At 59.5% G+C, this 17,498-nt stretch carries 18 protein-coding genes and 1 tRNA gene; 15 read left to right on the top strand and 4 right to left on the bottom strand.

The window, feature by feature from the left end; genetic code table 11:
- Positions 1-146 precede the first annotated feature (146 nt).
- Positions 147-223: transfer RNA gene (locus tag I3J13_RS25405), tRNA-Met, on the top strand.
- Between the two features lie 519 nt (positions 224-742).
- On the opposite strand, the gene I3J13_RS25400 is transcribed toward I3J13_RS25405, so the two are convergent.
- Both I3J13_RS25400 and I3J13_RS25395 read right to left on the bottom strand, forming a co-directional pair.
- Entirely contained in the window at positions 743-1,369 is a 627-nt protein-coding gene (locus I3J13_RS25400) for a GDSL-type esterase/lipase family protein (RefSeq protein ID WP_196380655.1), read from the bottom strand.
- A gap of 68 nt (positions 1,370-1,437) precedes the next feature.
- Positions 1,438-2,349, bottom strand: a complete 912-nt coding sequence (locus I3J13_RS25395) for a 2-dehydro-3-deoxygalactonokinase (protein WP_196380654.1) — start codon at positions 2,347-2,349, stop codon at positions 1,438-1,440.
- A 115-nt stretch (positions 2,350-2,464) separates the two neighbouring features.
- On the opposite strand from I3J13_RS25395, the gene I3J13_RS25390 reads away from it, so the two are divergent.
- The 13 genes from I3J13_RS25390 (at position 2,465) to I3J13_RS25330 (ending at position 14,855) form a co-directional block, all read left to right on the top strand.
- Entirely contained in the window at positions 2,465-3,373 is a 909-nt protein-coding gene (locus tag I3J13_RS25390) for a dihydrodipicolinate synthase family protein (protein WP_196380653.1), read from the top strand.
- Positions 3,370-4,536, top strand: a complete 1,167-nt coding sequence (locus I3J13_RS25385; protein WP_196380652.1) for a mandelate racemase/muconate lactonizing enzyme family protein — start codon at positions 3,370-3,372, stop codon at positions 4,534-4,536. The genes I3J13_RS25390 and I3J13_RS25385 overlap by 4 nt, the downstream gene beginning before the upstream one ends.
- Before the next feature lie 24 nt (positions 4,537-4,560).
- Positions 4,561-5,832 (top strand): ABC transporter substrate-binding protein, encoded by a 1,272-nt coding sequence (locus tag I3J13_RS25380; protein WP_196380651.1) that lies wholly within the window; start codon positions 4,561-4,563, stop codon positions 5,830-5,832.
- 83 nt (positions 5,833-5,915) lie between these two features.
- The gene (locus I3J13_RS25375; protein WP_196380650.1) at positions 5,916-6,842 is read left to right on the top strand and encodes a carbohydrate ABC transporter permease; all 927 of its coding nucleotides are present in this window, start codon (positions 5,916-5,918) and stop codon (positions 6,840-6,842) included.
- Positions 6,843-6,852: 10 nt separating this feature from the next.
- Positions 6,853-7,683, top strand: a complete 831-nt coding sequence (locus I3J13_RS25370) for a carbohydrate ABC transporter permease (protein ID WP_046800465.1) — start codon at positions 6,853-6,855, stop codon at positions 7,681-7,683.
- Between the two features lie 2 nt (positions 7,684-7,685).
- A complete protein-coding gene (locus I3J13_RS25365) occupies positions 7,686-8,768 on the top strand; it encodes an ABC transporter ATP-binding protein (protein ID WP_196380649.1) in 1,083 nt (360 codons plus the stop codon).
- A complete protein-coding gene (locus I3J13_RS25360; RefSeq protein ID WP_196380648.1) occupies positions 8,765-9,748 on the top strand; it encodes an NAD-dependent epimerase/dehydratase family protein in 984 nt (327 codons plus the stop codon). The genes I3J13_RS25365 and I3J13_RS25360 overlap by 4 nt, the downstream gene beginning before the upstream one ends.
- Positions 9,745-11,427: an SMP-30/gluconolactonase/LRE family protein gene (locus tag I3J13_RS25355; RefSeq protein ID WP_196380647.1), complete on the top strand. Its 1,683-nt coding sequence runs from the start codon at positions 9,745-9,747 to the stop codon at positions 11,425-11,427. The genes I3J13_RS25360 and I3J13_RS25355 overlap by 4 nt, the downstream gene beginning before the upstream one ends.
- Before the next feature lie 3 nt (positions 11,428-11,430).
- Positions 11,431-12,192, top strand: a complete 762-nt coding sequence (locus I3J13_RS25350) for an SDR family NAD(P)-dependent oxidoreductase (protein WP_196380646.1) — start codon at positions 11,431-11,433, stop codon at positions 12,190-12,192.
- Positions 12,193-12,278: 86 nt separating this feature from the next.
- Positions 12,279-12,941 carry a hypothetical protein gene (locus tag I3J13_RS25345; protein WP_206696314.1) on the top strand — a complete coding sequence of 221 codons (663 nt, stop codon included), beginning with the start codon at positions 12,279-12,281 and terminating at the stop codon, positions 12,939-12,941.
- A 211-nt stretch (positions 12,942-13,152) separates the two neighbouring features.
- Positions 13,153-13,479: an MAPEG family protein gene (locus tag I3J13_RS25340; protein WP_196380645.1), complete on the top strand. Its 327-nt coding sequence runs from the start codon at positions 13,153-13,155 to the stop codon at positions 13,477-13,479.
- 74 nt (positions 13,480-13,553) lie between these two features.
- A complete protein-coding gene (locus tag I3J13_RS25335) occupies positions 13,554-14,222 on the top strand; it encodes a hypothetical protein (protein ID WP_196380644.1) in 669 nt (222 codons plus the stop codon).
- A 96-nt stretch (positions 14,223-14,318) separates the two neighbouring features.
- Positions 14,319-14,855, top strand: a complete 537-nt coding sequence (locus tag I3J13_RS25330) for a hypothetical protein (RefSeq protein ID WP_196380643.1) — start codon at positions 14,319-14,321, stop codon at positions 14,853-14,855.
- 74 nt (positions 14,856-14,929) lie between these two features.
- Here I3J13_RS25330 and I3J13_RS25325 read toward each other — a convergent pair whose 3' ends face one another.
- Together I3J13_RS25325 and I3J13_RS25320 are read right to left on the bottom strand one after the other, a co-directional pair.
- Positions 14,930-15,685: a hypothetical protein gene (locus I3J13_RS25325; RefSeq protein ID WP_196380642.1), complete on the bottom strand. Its 756-nt coding sequence runs from the start codon at positions 15,683-15,685 to the stop codon at positions 14,930-14,932.
- 482 nt (positions 15,686-16,167) lie between these two features.
- Positions 16,168-17,070, bottom strand: a complete 903-nt coding sequence (locus I3J13_RS25320) for a hypothetical protein (RefSeq protein WP_338081660.1) — start codon at positions 17,068-17,070, stop codon at positions 16,168-16,170.
- Between the two features lie 157 nt (positions 17,071-17,227).
- Here I3J13_RS25320 and I3J13_RS25315 point away from each other — a divergent pair.
- On the top strand, positions 17,228-17,498 hold a 271-nt coding region (locus I3J13_RS25315), incomplete at its 3' end, for a contractile injection system protein, VgrG/Pvc8 family (RefSeq protein ID WP_420867949.1).

The raw sequence follows: 17,498 nt of genomic DNA, 5'->3' as shown, positions 1-17,498 counted from the left end.
ATGGTACTTCGTCTCAAGACGCGGGAGAGTAGGTCGCTGCCAGGTCTGCAAAACGCAACACAAAATCTTCTCACTCACAAAAGGGCCACAAAGCCCAAATCAAAAGGCCGCAAATGCGGCCTTTATGCTATAATAAAACCAATCAACGCGGGGTGGAGCAGCCCGGTAGCTCGTCAGGCTCATAACCTGAAGGCCGCAGGTTCAAATCCTGCCCCCGCAACCAGATAAAAGCCCGCTTCATGCGGGTTTTTTTGTTTCTGCGGGCGAAACCCTACCCGCACGGATATCGCGCAGCATGCGGCGGCCGAGCCGTGTCGAAGACCGGCTCATGAGGTCAGTTCGCAGGTTCGGCCAACCGGGCCATTATAACGGACATTTGGTGGATACGGCGCATCAGGGACGGTTCAATCAGTAAGACAGGAAACGTCCACCGAAAATAACTCCCGTCCAAGACAGAATGGAGATCAAGGCGGCAAACCTTTGGCAGTTAACTACGAGGCTCTGATTGCAAGAATTTCAACGAGATAGCTCGGCATCGTCACGCTAAAAGTGCATCGTTGACATTACTGATCACCTACGCCGACAATGCTTTACGATTAAAATACCAGATATTTCAGCTGTTTGGGGATGGTTGAACATCAAGGTCAGCGATTCGGTTCCCATCCACTGCAAAACGCTTTTGGAATCGCAGGGTCGAAGATTCTATTCTCATCAAGGATAAAAGATAAAGTTGCCGCTTGTCTCAGTTCAGCAGACCCAACGTTTTTCTGAGCGCTTCCGACCAGATCGCATAGCCTGCTGCATTCAGATGAACCAAATCTGGCAAATAATAACGGAACATCGGCAGGCCATTTTCACCGATGAGGCCGGCGTTCGGATCAAGCCAAGTCGTGCGTTCGCGGCCGTTGCACCAGTCGCGCGCCGTCTGGTTGAAGAGACTGAATTCATGGCGGTATATCCAGCGCGTCGGACTGTGCTTGATCGCCAGAACAAACACCTCCGCCTGCGGTAGCGTTCGAGAGATGCGATCCCGCAAATCCTGCAGGTGCCGAAGCGTCGTTTGAGCCTTGAGGCCGTCGCTGGCAATATCGTTTTCGCCGAAATAAAGCACTACTCTGCCTGGCTTCAAGGGAACCAGGAGCTGGCGCAGGTAGTGGCTGGCGGAAAGGTAAGTGCCGCCGCCAAATCCCAGATTGACGATATCCAGCGAGCCGAGATCCTCGGTGACGGAGTTCCAGATTCGAAACGAGGATGAGCCATAAAAGGCGATCGGATTGTCTGGAAGGCCGATGCGCTGAAGGCGGGCCAGAATGGCAATGATATCGTTTTCGTGACGGCTGGTGCCGATATTGGCCGGGAAGTCGTACATGACGGTCCTAAAAATATGTGGTTTGAAAGCCGGATGCCGCCATTTCGGCATCCCGCGGTCGGCTGAGGTTACGAAAGCGCTTGGTGCAGGACAGCCAAGGCCCCTTTCGTCAGGGCGTCATCCGCACCCATGGATGTCTTGAGGCCGAATACATCCGCGGCAACTAGGTAGAGGTCGTTCAGCCCGTCATTGCCGACGACAGCTGCCTCGTCTCCTTCCGCATACCATCCCGCCTCACGGGCCTGCCGAAACTCCTGCCCGATGACCAGTCCCCGCACATAGGAGCGCAGCTGATCCGGCGAAAGCTGGCCGGCAAGCCCGCCGGTTCGCGCCGAAAACAGCAGCGACAGCATGGCGGCGGATCGTTTTGCCTCTTTCAGACCCCAGCGATAGGCCTCTGGATCGTCGACCGGCGGCTGCGTTGAACCGCGCGCGATGAAGGAATGATTGATGAGCAGGTTGAAGATTTCACCGGTCACGAATGTCTGGAAACCGTCGATCCGCCCCGCCTTCACCCGCGCCCATTTGCTGTGGGTCCCAGGGATGATGAGGGTGGCGTCTTCTCCGAGGCCTTGGCCGACGATCTGGGTTTCTTCGCCGCGCATCACATCCGGAAAGGGCTGGCGGGCGGGGTCGTTGAGACCCGGCAGGAAGACAAGATCGGACCCGTTCGGCAGCGACCTGCGCACCGAGCCGGCGGCAAGTTCCGCCGGGCCTGCCGGGCACGGCACGTAAGCGACTTCAACCCAGCCATTGCGGCTGGTGATCATGCCGAGTGCGGCGACGGGCAGGGCCCCGTGGCGCGAGAACCAGGGTGCGAGTGCAGCCATCAGTGCCGCCTCATGCTCACCCTTGCCGAGGCTCGAAATACCGTCGGCTGTTTCAAGATGATCGAGCTCTTCGCCGCCTTCACCAACGAGCGCCGCCCTCAGTGATGTCGTTCCCCAATCAACGATGATCGATGTTGCCGCTGCTGCCATGTCTTGAACCTCCTCGTTCATTTCATCTTGGGGCTTGTCATAGGGTGCGAGTCTATGTAGTGTCAATTAGTGAATTCAAGGTATCAAAATATGATACTTAGTTGGGAGGAGAAAGATGGTGGCTGGCCTCAAGGGGATTTTGCCTGTTCTGCCCACGCCGTTTCTGGCGGATGGCGGCATTGACGAAGCGGGCATGAAGCGGCTGGTGGTCTTTGCGCTCGACAAGGGCGTGGATGGTGCCGTGTTTCCCGGTTTCGCCAGCGAGGTGGAGACTTTGAACGCCGCCGAGCGTGCAACGCTGCTGAAGATCGTCGTGGATGCGGTGGCCGGTCGGGTGCCGGTGGTGGCCGGCGCCAGTGCGGCCGACTGGCGTGAGGTGGTCGAGCATGGGCGGGCGGCATCGGCGCTTGGCATTCGCCACCTGATGGTGCAGCCGCCCAAATCGGTCGGCACGGATGCGCCGGCGCTGATCGAATTCCTCGGCCAGATCGTCGAGGCGCTGCCCGAGGTTGAAATCATCCTGCAGAACGCGCCTGCGCCGCGCGGCTCCGACCTTTCGCCGCAGGCAATCGTGGAGATCGTGCGCGCCTTGCCGCAGGTGACCTATGTCAAGGAAGAAACGCTTCCCGCCGGCCCGGCCATCAGCCACATCATCGCCCATGCACCTTCAACGCTGAAGGGCGTCATCGGTGGCGGCGGCGCCCGTTACATTCTCGACGAATATGCCCGAGGTGCTACGGCGGCCATGCCGGCGCTGGAGATCGCCGAGGAACATGTGGCCATCGACCGGGCGCTTGTTGCCGGGCGGCAGGAAGAGGCTCGCCGGATCTATGTCCGCACCCTGCCGCTTCTGGTGTTGCAGGCGGTGTATCGCATGCGGCTGACCAAATATGTGCTCGCCCGTCGCGGCGTGATCGAAGGCGTCGGTGTGCGTGCACCGACACCCGAGCTTGATGCGGCGGCCATTGCCGATATTGACGCCAATCTGGTCGAGCTTGGCCTCGTTGCCGCGGAGGCCGCATGAACAGCCCCATCGCAACAGTCGAAGTCTTCACGCTGACCCAGCCGCGCAAGGTTCCCTATCTTGGCGCGCTCAGGGAAGGCGAGGTGGTCAATCCCAACGGCTATATCGTGCGCAAGGGAAATCGCACGGTCTACCCCACCTTCGACCGCAGCGTGCTGGTGCGCATGACCACCGAGGCCGGCACTGTCGGCTGGGGCGAGACCTATGGCATCGTCGCCCCCGGCGCGGTCGCCGCCCTCATCAATGATCTTCTCGCCGGTTTCGTGATCGGCCGCGATGCGTCCGATCCTTCGGCGATCTATGACGACCTCTACGACATGATGCGGGTGCGCGGTTATACCGGCGGCTTTTACGTCGATGCGCTTGCAGCGCTTGATATCGCGCTCTGGGATATTGCCGGACAGGAAGCCGGCAAATCGGTTCGCGACCTTCTTGGTGGCGGGGTAGATACGTTTCCGGCCTATGTTTCCGGCCTGCCCGAACGAACGCTGAAGGCGCGCGGGGAACTGGCGAAATACTGGCAGGATCGCGGTTTCAACGCCTTCAAATTCGCAACACCGGTGGCCGATGACGGCCCGGCGGCGGAAATTGCCAATCTCCGGCAGGTGCTTGGGCCTCAGGCGAAGATCGCCGCCGACATGCACTGGAACCAGACGCCGGAACGGGCGCTGGAACTGATTGCGGAAATGCAGCCCTTCGATCCGTGGTTCGCCGAGGCACCGGTCTGGACGGAGGACATTGCCGGTCTGGAGAAGGTTTCGAAGAATACCGACGTGCCGATTGCCGTCGGCGAGGAATGGCGCACCCATTGGGATATGCGCGCCCGCATCGAACGCTGCCGCATCGCGATCGTGCAGCCGGAAATGGGTCATAAGGGCATCACCAATTTCATCCGCATCGGCGCTCTTGCCGCCGAACACGGCATTGACGTGATCCCGCACGCCACCGTTGGCGCCGGCATCTTCCTTGCCGCCAGCCTGCAGGCCTCGTCGACATTGTCGATGCTGAAGGGGCACGAATTCCAGCACTCGATCTTCGAGCCGAACCGCCGCCTGCTGGAGGGCGACATGGATTGCCGCGAAGGCAGCTATCACCTGCCGTCGGGCCCGGGACTTGGGGTAAGACCGTCGGAGGCGGCGCTCGGTCTGATTGAACGTATCTGATTTGGTTTTTTGGAGGAGGAAACCATGACCAAAAGAATGAAAAAGCTGGCGCTCAGCACCGCGACCGCCGCTTTGATGACCATGGGCGCTGTTGCGCCCGCCATGGCCGATACCGTACTGAAGTTCATTTCCTGGCAGACCGATGATGCCGGAACGGGCGAATGGTGGCATTCAGCCATCGCCGCCTTCGAGAAACAGCATCCGGGGGTGAAGATTGAATTCACCAAGGCGGAGCGCAGTTCCTACGCGGATACGATGACCACGCTTTTTGCCGCCAACCAGCCGCCGCAGATCGTGCATCTGGCGTCCTTCGAATTCCAGATGTTTGCCGATAGCGGCTGGTTGGAGCCGCTCGACCCGTGGCTGAAGAAGGATGGCATCGACATGACCGGCTGGGCCGGCCAGCAGAAATGCGAATGGAACGGCGAAACCGTCTGCATCATGACCAACTATTTCGGTTTCGTCATGGCCTATAACAAGAAGCTGCTGGAAGAAGCGGGCGTCGCGGTTCCGAAAACCTATGACGAGTTTCTGGCCGCTGCAAAAGCCACGACCAAGGATCTGAACGGCGACGGCATCATCGACCAGTTCGGCACCGGCCACGAAACCAAGGGTGGTCCGGGGCAATATCTGACGGAAATGCTGAACTACCTCATCGATGCCGGCGCCTACTGGACCGACAAGGATGGCAACATCACCATCGACACGCCACAGATGGTCGAAGGCCTTTCACGCTGGAAAACCGTGATGAAGAGCGGCATCAGCCCGGTGGACATGAGCGCCAGCGACGTGCGCAAGCTGTTTGCCGATGGCAAGATGGCGATGCGGCTCGATGGGCCGTGGCTTTACGGCACGACCGAAAAGGGTTCGGCTAAGGCTGACATCGTTTACGCCGCGCCGCCGCTTCACCCGCCGCTCGGCGGCTCGTCCAACGTGTTGGCCATGCCGGCCGATATTCCCGACGACCAGAAGGTATTGGTCTGGGATTTCATCAAGCTGACGATGACGCCGGAATTCCAGCGCAGCTACGCCACCCTAGGCGGCAACACCCCGCCAAGCCCGAAGGCGGATGTCTCGGGTGTCGAAAAGACCATCCCGCATTTTCCGGTGCTGATCGAAACGATGAAGGCCGCGTCCGAAGCCGGTATCGACCGCATTCCGACCGGGCTTGAGCTTTTCTACAACGAGTTCAGTAAGATGGTGATGGAAGAAAGCCAGCGGATGATTATTCAGGATCTCGATCCGGCGGAAGTGGCGAAAACCATGCAGGCAAAGGCCGAAGCCATCAAGGGTTGATCCCCCATTGTCCTGATCTTGTTGTCCTGCCATGGCTCGTACAGGGCCATGGCCATCATTCGCATCCGGCAGGAGGACCATCCATGACCGAACCCGTTCGGGCTGGGCGTCGCAAGTTCTTCGATCTTGCGCGTCCCAGCCGGCAACATCTCCTCGGCTATATTCTGATCGCGCCCGCGGTCCTGATGGTTGCCGCCATCATCGTCTGGCCGCTCGTGCTGGCCGTTGATTTGTCGTTCCAGCAGGTCAAGATACCGAGGCTCGGCGGCGCCAGCCGGCCGTTCTCATTGGCCAATTATAGTTGGCTGTTTTCGTCGCCGGAATTCTGGCTGGCCTGCTGGGTGACTCTAAAGCTGGTCATCGTCGTTACCGCCGGCAGCGTCGCGGTTGGCCTCAGCACGGCGCTTCTCGCCAATAACCGTTTCAAGGGCCGTACCGTCGCGCGGCTGGGAATGGCGCTGCCCTGGGCGGTAACGGAAATCATTGCGGTCGTTATCTTTGCGTGGATGTTCGACACCTCCTTCGGCCTGTTCGGCTGGCTGGCGATCAAGCTCGGTTTCACCGATCAGATGATCCCGTGGGTCAGCAGTTCCACGGCCGCCTTCTGGGCCGTGGCGATCACCATGGTGTGGAAGGGTTTTCCTTTCGTCTCGATCATGTGTCTGGCCGGCCTGCAGTCCATCCCCGCCGATTACTATGCGGCGGCCAAGGTCGATGGCGCGAGTGTGTGGCAGCGTTTCCGCTGGATCACCATGCCGCTTTTGATGCCGGTGCTGGGCGTGACGCTGGTGCTGACGCTGCTTTGGGTATTCCGCGACTTTTCCATCATCAAGGTTCTGACCGGCGGCGGGCCGCTGCGTTCAACCCAGACGCTGTCGATCATGACCTATGATCAGGCCTTCCAGTATCACAATTTCGGCCGTGCCGCCGCCGTCGGCGTGCTGACACTGGTGATCTGCATCGTCGCGAGCCTCTTGATGCTCGGCCGGCGTTCGAAATCGATCTATTGAGGAGGCTTTGATGAAACGGACATTTTTACAGAGCCTTGCCCTTTACGCGACTGTGATTTTCACGCTGGTGATGATCCTGTTCCCGGTCTACTGGCTGCTGGTCACAGCGCTTTCCACCACCGATGAGCTGTACCGCCTGCCGCCGACCTTCTGGCCGGACGATCCGCAGTGGGACATCTTCGCCCGCGTCTGGGCGGCAAAACCGATCCTGCTGTGGCTTTGGAACTCGATGCTGGCGGCCATCGGCTCGGTGGCGCTGTCGATGCTGGTCTCGGTCAGCGCCGGTTATGCGCTGTCGCGTTATTCCATGCGGGGCGGCGCGACGATGGGTCTCTTCGTCCTGACGGCGAAGATGCTGCCCGCGACTCTGCTGGTCATTCCGCTGTTTTCGATCTTTTCCAGCTTCGGCCTGATCGGCAGCCTGTGGACGCTGGTTCTGGCGCATTCGACAATGATCATTCCTTTCGCCACATGGATGCTGAAAGGCTATTTCGACACCATTCCGAAGGAACTGGAACAGGCTGCCATGGTCGACGGCTGCTCGCCGATCGGCGCGATGGTGCGCGTCGTGCTTCCCATCGCCACGCCGGGGCTTGCCGCCACCGCACTTTATGCCTTCGTGCTCAGCTGGGCAGACTATGCCTATGCGCGCACCTTCCTCGTCAACTCGCCGGACAACTGGACGGCCAATCTCGGCATCACCACGATGCAGGGCGAATATGTCACCTACTGGAACGACATTTCCGCCGCATCCGTGTTCATCGCGCTGCCGATCATCGCAATCTACCTGTTCCTGGAACGTTATTTGGTCGGCGGCCTCACCGCTGGCGCGGAGAAATAAGCATGGCCAATATTTCCATTCGCAACGTCAGCAAGTCCTATGGCGCGCTCAACGTGCTCAGGCCGTTTTCGCTTGAGATCGAGAACGGCGAGTTCGTGGTGCTGGTCGGGCCTTCCGGCTGCGGCAAGTCGACGATGCTGAAAATCCTCGCCGGTCTCGAACCCGCAAGCGAAGGGCAGATCTTCATCGGCGATAACGAAGTCACGGATCTGGCGCCGGGTGACCGCGATATCGCCATGGTGTTCCAGAACTATGCGCTTTATCCGCACCTCACCGTTCGCCAGAATATCGGCTTCGGCCTGAAGATGCGCGGCACGGACAAGGCCGAGATCGACCGCCGTGTTGACGATGCGGCGCGCATTCTGGAAGTGACACCCTATCTCGATCGCAAGCCCAGGGATCTCTCGGGCGGCCAGCGCCAGCGTGTTGCGCTCGGCCGTGCCATCGTGCGCCAGCCGCAGGCCTTCCTGATGGATGAGCCGCTGTCCAACCTCGATGCCAAGCTGCGTGTCCACATGCGTGCCGAAATCGGCGCATTGCACAAGCGCATCGGTGTCACCACCGTTTATGTGACGCATGATCAGGTCGAGGCGATGACGATGGCGGACCGCGTCGTCATCATGCAGGGTGGCATCATCCAGCAGATCGCCGCACCTGACGAGCTTTTCAACAATCCGGCCAATCTTTTCGTTGCCAGTTTCATCGGCTCACCGGGCATGAATTTCCTCAATGCGGAACTGCGTGACGGCACTGTTACCCTGTTTGGGCAACCGGTCTCCCTGCCGGGTGCCGTCGGCCGCCAGGGCAGCGTGATCGTCGGCCTGCGGCCGGAACATCTCGTTCTGGGCGATGCGCCGGTCACCTTCAATGTCCGTCCGACGCTGGTGGAAAGCCTGGGATCGGAAAAATACGTCTATTTCGATGCGGAGGGCGCAAGGGTCGCGGATGGCGAGGAGGGCAAGTCCAAGGGGCTGATCGCCCGCGTCTCGCATACCGGCAGCCTTCCCGGCAATGAGGCGCTCCGGCTCGGTTTCGATCCGGCCCAGCTTTATCTCTTCGATGCAGAGACGGGAGCACGGCTATGATCCTCGTCACCGGATCGGCAGGCCGTGTCGGCCGTGCTGTTGTCGCCGCCTTGCGCGCGCAGGGCCGCGCCGTTCGCGGTTTTGATCTCAGGCCATCGGGAACCGGCGGCGAGGAGGTTGTCGGGTCGCTCGAGGATGCGCAGGCACTGTCCGAGGCTATCAGGGGCGTGAACGCCGTCCTGCATCTTGGCGCCTTCATGTCATGGGCTCCGGCGGATCGTGACCGCATGTTCGCCGTCAATGTCGAGGGCACGCGCCGGCTTCTGGATGCGGCGTCAGCAGCTGGCGTGCGGCGGTTCGTTTTCGCCTCCTCGGGTGAGGTCTATCCGGAAAACCGGCCGGAGTTCCTGCCGGTCACCGAGGACCATCCGCTTTGCCCCAATTCGCCCTATGGTCTGACCAAGCTTCTGGGCGAAGAGCTGGTGCGCTTTCACCAGCGAAGCGGAATCATGGAAACGGTGATCCTGCGCTTTTCGCATACGCAGGATGCGGCGGAACTGCTGGATGAGGAGAGTTTCTTTTCCGGTCCCCGTTTTTTCCTGCGGCCGCGCATTCGCCAGCAGCAGAATTTCGGAAACACTGCCATCGCCGAATTGCTCCAGTCCCGCGATATCGGTGAGCCGTCGCACATTCTGGCGCGCAATGAAAACGGCCGGCCGTTTCGTATGCATATAACCGATACGCGCGACATGGTGGCGGGTATTCTGCTTGCTCTCGATCACCCCGGGGCGGCGGGCGGCACCTTCAATCTCGGCGCCGATGAGCCGGCCGATTTCGCCGCGCTTCTGCCGAAAATTGCGGCGCTGACCGGCCTGCCTATCGTGACAGTCGATTTTCCCGGCGACGGCGTTTATTACCATACGTCCAACGAGCGGATCAGAAACACTTTGGGGTTTGAAGCGCAATGGACGATGGACCGGATGCTGGACGACGCGGCGGCCGCAAGGCGGCAGCGACTCGCGAAGGAGCAGAGGCAATGAAACCGGAGACGCCGGGCGGCACGGCGGCGCTTGCCAAGGGGCTGACCCTGCTCGACATGGTTGCCGATGCGCCGGAACCGCTGCGTTTTGCCGAGCTGCTGCGCGCCTCTGGTCTGCCGAAGCCGACATTCGCGCGCATCTTGCGCACCCTCATCGCTTATGGCCTCGTCCGTCAGGATGAGGCCCGTGGCACCTATGTTCTCGGCCAGCGTTTTCTGGAAATGTCCCACAAGGTCTGGGAGAGCTTCGATCTCGTCTCGGCGGCGACGCCGGAACTGGCGCGGCTGGCCGCTGAACTGGGGGAGACGGTTGCACTGTGCCGGCTTGACGGCACCATGACGCAATATCTCGCCGAACGCTCGCCGAACGGTCTTTCGGTGCGCGTCGAGGTAGGACGCCGCGTTCCCCTGCATTGCACTGCGCCGGGCAAGGCGCTGCTCGCCTTTCAGGATCCCGCCGTTGGCCGTGCCCTGCTGGATCGCCTGACGCTCGATCTGCAGACACCCAAAACCATCACCAGCCTCGATGCGCTGCAGGCCGATCTGACGCTGACGCGGGCGCGAGGTTATTCGATTTCCTATGAGGAGCATCTGCCGGGGGTGAATTCGGTCGCCGCCCCTGTCATGGGCCGGGACAATACGCCGATGGGTGTGCTCGTTGCGCTCGGGCCGTCGTCGCGACTGGATTCCTCCAATATCCATCCCGCCGGGCGTGAATTGATTGCCGCCGCCCGGCGCATTACCGGTGCAGCCGGGGCCGTGGCGATCAGCTCGCGGCCACGCCCGCGTTCGACAACGGGCCGCCCCAGCGCCGAACTCAGCTGCATTCTGCCATGGGGTGCGCAGCTGGGGGAAAGCCCGGTCTGGCACGAGGGGGAAAACGCGCTCTACTGGGTGGATATCCTGCATCCGGCGGTGTACCGCTTCGATCCAGCCACTGGCCGCAACGAAACCTGCGAGACCGGCAAGCTGGTCAGCGCCGTCATTCCGGTCACCGGCGGGCGATTGCTTGTGGCGTCGCAGGATGGCGTCGAATGGCTGGATTTCGCCTCCGGCCGGCTGACCCCCTTCGTCAGCCCGGAGGCGGGGATCGCCGACAACCGCCTGAACGATGCCAAATGCGGTCCGGATGGCGCGATCTGGGTCGGCTCGATGCGCATCGATGCCTCCAAGCCCACGGGTGCGCTTTATCGCATCAATGCCAATGGCGCATCCGAGCGCAAGGAAGGCGGCATCGTCGTTTCCAACGGTCTCGGCTGGAGCCCGGATGGCAGGACCTTCTATTTCGTCGATACCGTGCCCGGCCTCATCCACGCCTATGATTGCGATCCGGCGACGGGTGCGCTGTCGCAGCGCCGCGAATTCGCCCGCATTCCGGTGGCCGATGGCCGGCCGGATGGTCTGGCCGTGGACGCCGAAGGCGGGGTCTGGTGCGCCATCTGGGATGGCTGGTGCGTGCGCCGCTATCTTCCGAACGGCAAGCTGGACCAGGTGATCGACATGCCGGTGCCGCGCCCTTCCAGCATCGCCTTTGGCGGGCCGGACCTGTCGACGCTGTTCATCACCAGCGCCCGCACGCGCCTGCCGGCATCCACACTCGCCGACGCGCCGCTCTCCGGCGGCCTGTTTTCCTGCCGCCCGGGAATTGCCGGCGCGCGCATCTCGCTGTTTGAAGGATAAAGGATGCGCCTCGAAAGCGTCTTTGGATTGAAGGGCCGCACGGCGCTCGTCACCGGTTCCAGCCGCGGCATAGGCGCCGCCATTGCCGAGGGGCTGGCGGGCGCGAGCGCCCATGTCATCCTGCATGGCGTAAAGCCGGGCGCTGCCGCGCCCGTGCAGCACCGGATCGTCGCAAGCGGCGGCACGGCGCAGGAACTGGCGGGCGATCTTTCCGAACCCGGTGCCGGTCGTGATCTCATCGAACGGGCCGAGGCTGTTGCACCGGTCGATATTCTTGTCATCAATGCCAGCGCCCAGATCAATGCCGTGCTGTCGGAACTGACGCCGGACGATCTGGCGTTTCAGCTGGCGGTCAATCTGGGCTCGACGGTGGACATGCTGCAGGCGGCCCTGCCGCGCATGGCGGCCCGCAAATGGGGCAGGGTGGTTTCCATCGGCTCGGTCAATCAGCTGCGGCCGAAGGGCATCGTCACTGCCTATGCCGCGACCAAGGCAGCGCAGCACAATCTGATTCAGAGTCAGGCGCGGGATTATGCGCGCGACAATGTGTTGCTCAACACGCTCGCGCCCGGCCTCATCGACACAGACCGCAATGCCCACCGTCGTGATGAGGACCCCGAAGGCTGGGCGGAATACGTCCGGACGCTGAACTGGATGGGCCGTGCCGGGCAGCCGGAAGAAATGGTGGGCGCCGCCATCTTCCTGTCTTCCGAGGCCTGCAGTTTCATGACCGGGGAGAACATTTTTCTGACAGGTGGATATTGACGGATTTGCCGGCACGGCTTGCTACCAGCAGGAGGAAATTCTTGCAAAGATGACTGACATCCTCCAGCCTTTCATCGTCGGTGTGTATGCACGCTCGAAAGACCGGAGAAAGCATAGGACATTTTAATATTGTTTATCAGAGGTTTTCGCTTAGTCTGCCAATAGCGGAAGAAGGCATCGTACTTAGGGCGGTATCCGGTTCCTTTCCCGGCCAGACCCTGGGCGATTCCATAGGGCTGAACCTGAAGCTGACTTCCCCGAAGTTTTTCTTCGATCCGCATAATGACCCGGAGGATGATTTCGCCCAGTGGCTGAACCCCGGCCTTGGCACACAATGGCTCGCTATCCCGCTGAAACGCTTTCAGAACCGCGACTACCGTTCTCTCGACGGGTTGCGCGTCGAATTCAGGGGTGAGGGAACACGCAACGCCCTGACCAATGAGGACTGGTGGGAAGCCCCCGGACTTGTCGCGACATATAGTGACGAGTTCTTCAAACGTGCTGACATCACCATGCGTCATGATGGCGGCGGGAGGTTCAAAGCGGATGTTTCGGGCGAAACGCAGTTCGGTACGAGTTTTGACATCTCGTTCGACGCGCCACTGGCCGTTCAGCTGAACGCCTATCGCAATTCGGCAACCGCAGATGAACTGTTGCAATGGTTCGACAAGTTCTTGCGGCAAGGTGATTTCGTTTTCTCGCAAGAAAAACGCGGTGAGGATCTCTATCTACGGGGTGCGGTCAGATAGGGGCACGCCATTAAGAAGGGATTGCGGCTGGCGACTTACCTGCAAGACCATATCCAATTGGGCCTGAGGCGTTTTTTTACGCACCGCTGAGTGATAAAATGATTTGCAATAGCTCAGTATTCCATTGTGTGAGTTATAGAAGGGGAGGGCCATAACTCAGGCAATGGAATTGGGGCACAATAGGCGCGATTTCTCATACGATACCGCAGGCATGGCCTCGCTTGAGCGAAAATTCCTTCAGTCATCCGGCGAGATTATCGAGACTGTTGCTATTGCACTTGTCGCGCTGTCTTTTCCGATCTCGCTGCGGCGTATGAAGGTCGGCGACATGATTGGAGATAGCGCCGATGATCTCCCGGGACGCCGTATCAGGGCGCAGCGAAATTTCACGGAGTATGTTCCGCTTGATGTCGTGATGCTTGGCATCGTTGAGGCACAATCCGCTCCAGGAGGAGTTGTCGGTGCTGTTGGGACAATCTTCCTTCGGTCGCGGCTTGCGCAACCACCCCTGCTGGACATGTTTACGTCAGCCTTTTAGGGTCTGCTTCGGTCAAAGCCAGTGGCATGCTGCCGTTCAGGCATATTCGGTGAAAAGAGGAGAGTGAATACCCCTTGAACAGCGTAACGTCAGCAGAGTGGCAGGAATTTGTGACCCAGAGGTCGAGGAAGCTTCCCGACCCCACTGTGGCCGAGGCCCTATCGAGGTTTCAGTTGGTGCCCGGAGGACCCCAAAACGAAACCGCGGACGCGTGCGTTCATCGCGGCGATCTCGCGATTGATGGGGACTTCGTCCCGTCTTCATGGATCACTGTGATCGACGGAAACCTGCATGTGAGCGGCAAGGTCTCAACACGCATCGAAGGGGGCGATGGGCATGTTACCCTCGTTGTCTTCGGCGATCTGAACTGCGGCAGTATCGACAATGACTGGGCCAGCATTATCTTCGTCACCGGAGATGCCATCGTCAGGGAATGGGTTTTCGCGTCAAGGGAAGACTCGTCAATGGTCATCGGTGGCGATTTCAGGACGCCGATTTTTATCGGTGCCGATATCTGGGTCTCTGTCGGTGGCTCAGTCGAGATGGAATACGGATACGGGTATGCAGTCGCTCTTGCATGGTTCGCTGATGCCTATGGCGCACCCCAGGTCCGGCCGACATATGGTTGGCGCGAGTTGGCAATGAAGCTCGGCTTGGGGCAGGGTCGTATTCGCGAGGAGCAGCTTATGGAATTGCTGGAAGAGCGTTTGCGAACGACAGGAAGCCTGTTGCGCCTGGTATGAACGCCGGGGCATGATCCTCAACTGGCTGCCATTCCGCAACGTTTACTTTCGGACGCAGCGGTCTGATCCCATGGACGATGACGAACTGGAGAAGAAATGAGGAAGACAGAGCGTTCAAGTCCGCTTCGGCACCTTGGGGTATCGACCATCGGCAGCTTTTGCTCTGCATTCTTGAGTTTCGGGGTGGCCACAGCAATGTCGGCGGACATGACGGCGGAGCGCCTTCTCAATATTTGTGAAGCGCCCACCGTGCAGACCGCGATGACCAAGGGTGATGAACTTGGTTGGCCGCGGCTGACCGATGCGGAAACAGAGGAGTGGCGTCGTAGCTTCGTCGCCCATAATGGCGGTTCGGTGGACGTTGTGGGCTGGCGGCGAGAGAAGGCAGGCGGAGCCGAGTCATTGTCTTTTTGGCTTGCTACTGGTCCGAACGGACACAAAGCATGCGCATATTCCACGCCAAGGCCTGCCGGTTTCCTGGATGCGTTATCAGAGAGGCTTGGTGCACCGGATAATCTGGACAAGAATGACGCGATCGAAAGTACGACAGCCTGGTGGAAACGAGGTGCGGTCGAGTATTCTTTTGTTCAGGTAGGTTCGTCCGCCGTCATCAATATCGGCTCAAGTCGGTGAGGTCGTGGCGTATACCGCAGGTAAATTGTCATGCAACCCGACAGATCGCCCCAAAACTCGAGACGTAAAAGGTTTCAGGTTTTTCGCGAGATAATATCGCTGGAACTGAAGGCGAAGATCGCAATCATCAAGAAGCTAAGTGCGGATGCCATTTGGGCACCCCATGACTGACTTTGAGCGACGAGCATACTTCCCCAGCTAGGTTCAGGCGGCGACACACCGAGGCCGAGAATGTCCAACTCCGCATGTGATACGACTGCCCACGCGAAGACGGAGATCGTGAGCGCGGCAGCGGCACCAGGCGAAGTATCTCGTTGGAACACACACGCGACTGCGACACCCCACAGCGGGCCAAGCACAAAGCAGTTCGCCCAACCTGTCAGTCCCGCGCCGGCAATGACAATCAGTGAAATGATGAACAAGGGCAAAATGGCGATTGTGCAAAGTGCGGTTGTGAGCAAACGGTTTGGCCACTGCGGTGCCAACAGGAACGATGGAATGACAAAGCACACATATGCAAGCAGGACAATCGGACGCCCGAACCATTTTGGCGCTATTCGTGCTCCGACTCTCATAAGATATCCCGATGCGCAAGCAAGGAGGGTTGTCGTGAATCCGGTCAGGAGCGTGTACCTGCTGCCCGCAAGAAATCGCGAAAGCATATCTCGTCCCAGTTCATCGGTGCCAAACAGATGGGCTGAGCTTGTCGGAACAAGGCGATGGTCCAGATTCACAACATATGCGCTTTGAAGCGGCAGGAGCAGGGCAATCATCAGCATTGCGAAAATGAAAGCAGCTCCTGCGACGCAGGACATCGTTCTGAAATTCATTCGGAAAAACCTCCCGTCTTGCACAGGATGCAAAACCGATCACCCAAGTGCGTTGGGCGATTTCTGACGCGGATCGTATATGACAGATTACGGTTACCGAACAGGCCAAGGACATCCGTCTACAGAGGAAGTTTGAGATTTCCTGGCAGGTCGTGGGCATCAATCAGATCGCGTGATACCTATGTGGCAGGGCTTTTATTCTCGCTATTTAACATTATGAATCATAACTAATGTATCGCGGCGGGTGGGGACATTCCCCTCGGCAGTTACGGTCCCAACTGACCGGTCGCCACTTTCCGCTGTCAAGTGTTGCCGCAATTCGAGGGTTTCTCTGCCATTGCCTGCGATATCTGGAAAGTAGGAGAAGCCAACACCGTCAGCGGCTCCTCAAGTCCCATTTTTCGATTTTACGTCTATGAGGTCTGTTCTCCGTGCGGTGTGTAGTCGCTCGCTCCAGCTAGACGTTTGACATCTGACTATTGTCACCGCCCCGGCACAATAACGAGGATATTGAATCCCTCATTGATATTGAAGTCTCGGGAACTGAGAAGTTCGCTTCCATGTGCGGCCATGAACCAGACCCAGGTGTCTTGGTCGTAAATGGCGGTAACCGTTTCCTCCATAGCACCCTCGATGGCGTCGATGATTTCGATCGCGGTCCTGCCCCGCGTATTGAGATGCGTGAGTTTTTTCCTCACCGGGCTGCCAGCATTGGAGACGGCGATGGACACTCTGTCCGTCGCGTAGCTTTTGACCCGGACCCGTAGCCGCTTCGGGCGAGCAGCATCAAAGCGGTCGTTGATGGCTCTGATACGCGCCTCAATGCCCTGATCGTCAGGATGAGCCTCGGGCAGGACGTCGCCTGCAGGCGCAAGCTCGTCGCCGAACTGCGTGTGTGCCACCTCGGCAGCGTGATGCGCGTATGCGAGATGAGTAACGGGTAGTGCCTTCAGCCATTTGCGGCGTTGCGTGATCGCCATCGACTTTGCCGCTTCCTCGCCCAGTTTTGCGATGGAGAAGTTTTCTCTTTTCTGTCCCTCATTGGTCATCAGGGTTGCCTGCCATATGTCGCCGTCGGTGGTCTCGATGCGCCTGACGCCGGAGATACCGCTTCGGTTGTTTCTGCGCAGAAGCACGGCCTGTTCGTGATTGGTGGCGGGCGGAATGGCAAGGATGATGGCGTCGCGGTAGGCGCGCGCCTGATGATAGGCGGCATCGCCCGAACCGTAGATGCTGTCCGTGAACAGCCTGACGATCCTGTGGCCGCGCCGCCTGACACTGACCCACCATCCTGCCCCATGGTGAGCGCCGGCGGCTTCTTCGCGGCGCAAGCCGTAACTGTCGGCATCGTGTTTTATCTGCCTCGGGTTTCTTTCGAGCGTCACTTCATACCTCAACCTGTCAGATTTCATCGATGGAATTTTGGCATATCAAGGTTGCGGAATTCATGGTGAATCCATGGTTTCGCCACAATGTTTGATTGCATTCTGTCGAGATTTTGACAGCTGATTGATTTTTTTGGCTCTGCTATCGAGGTTCGCCATGAATGACCAGCCTTCGTTTTCCGATTTCGTTCAGGCGAGCCGCGTTCTGAAGGTGTCTTCGCCACTTGGCGAAGACCAGCTTCTGCCAGAGCGCCTGTCCGTCGAGGAGGGCGTATCGCAGCTCTTCGACATTCGCCTGACGGTGCGGGCCAAGAAGGAAGCGGTCAAGCCCGAAGAACTGATCGGACGGCTGGTCGATATCTCCATCGAGATAAGCCAGGGCGACGGCGATGGCGGCGGTGTTCGCCGCCCCTTCAACGGCCTGGTGA

The organism is Agrobacterium leguminum, assembly GCF_015704895.1.
Taxonomy (GTDB): Bacteria; Pseudomonadota; Alphaproteobacteria; order Rhizobiales; family Rhizobiaceae; genus Agrobacterium; species Agrobacterium leguminum.
Note: the sequence above shows the minus strand (reverse complement) of the source record. Positions and strands in the feature narration are given on the sequence as shown.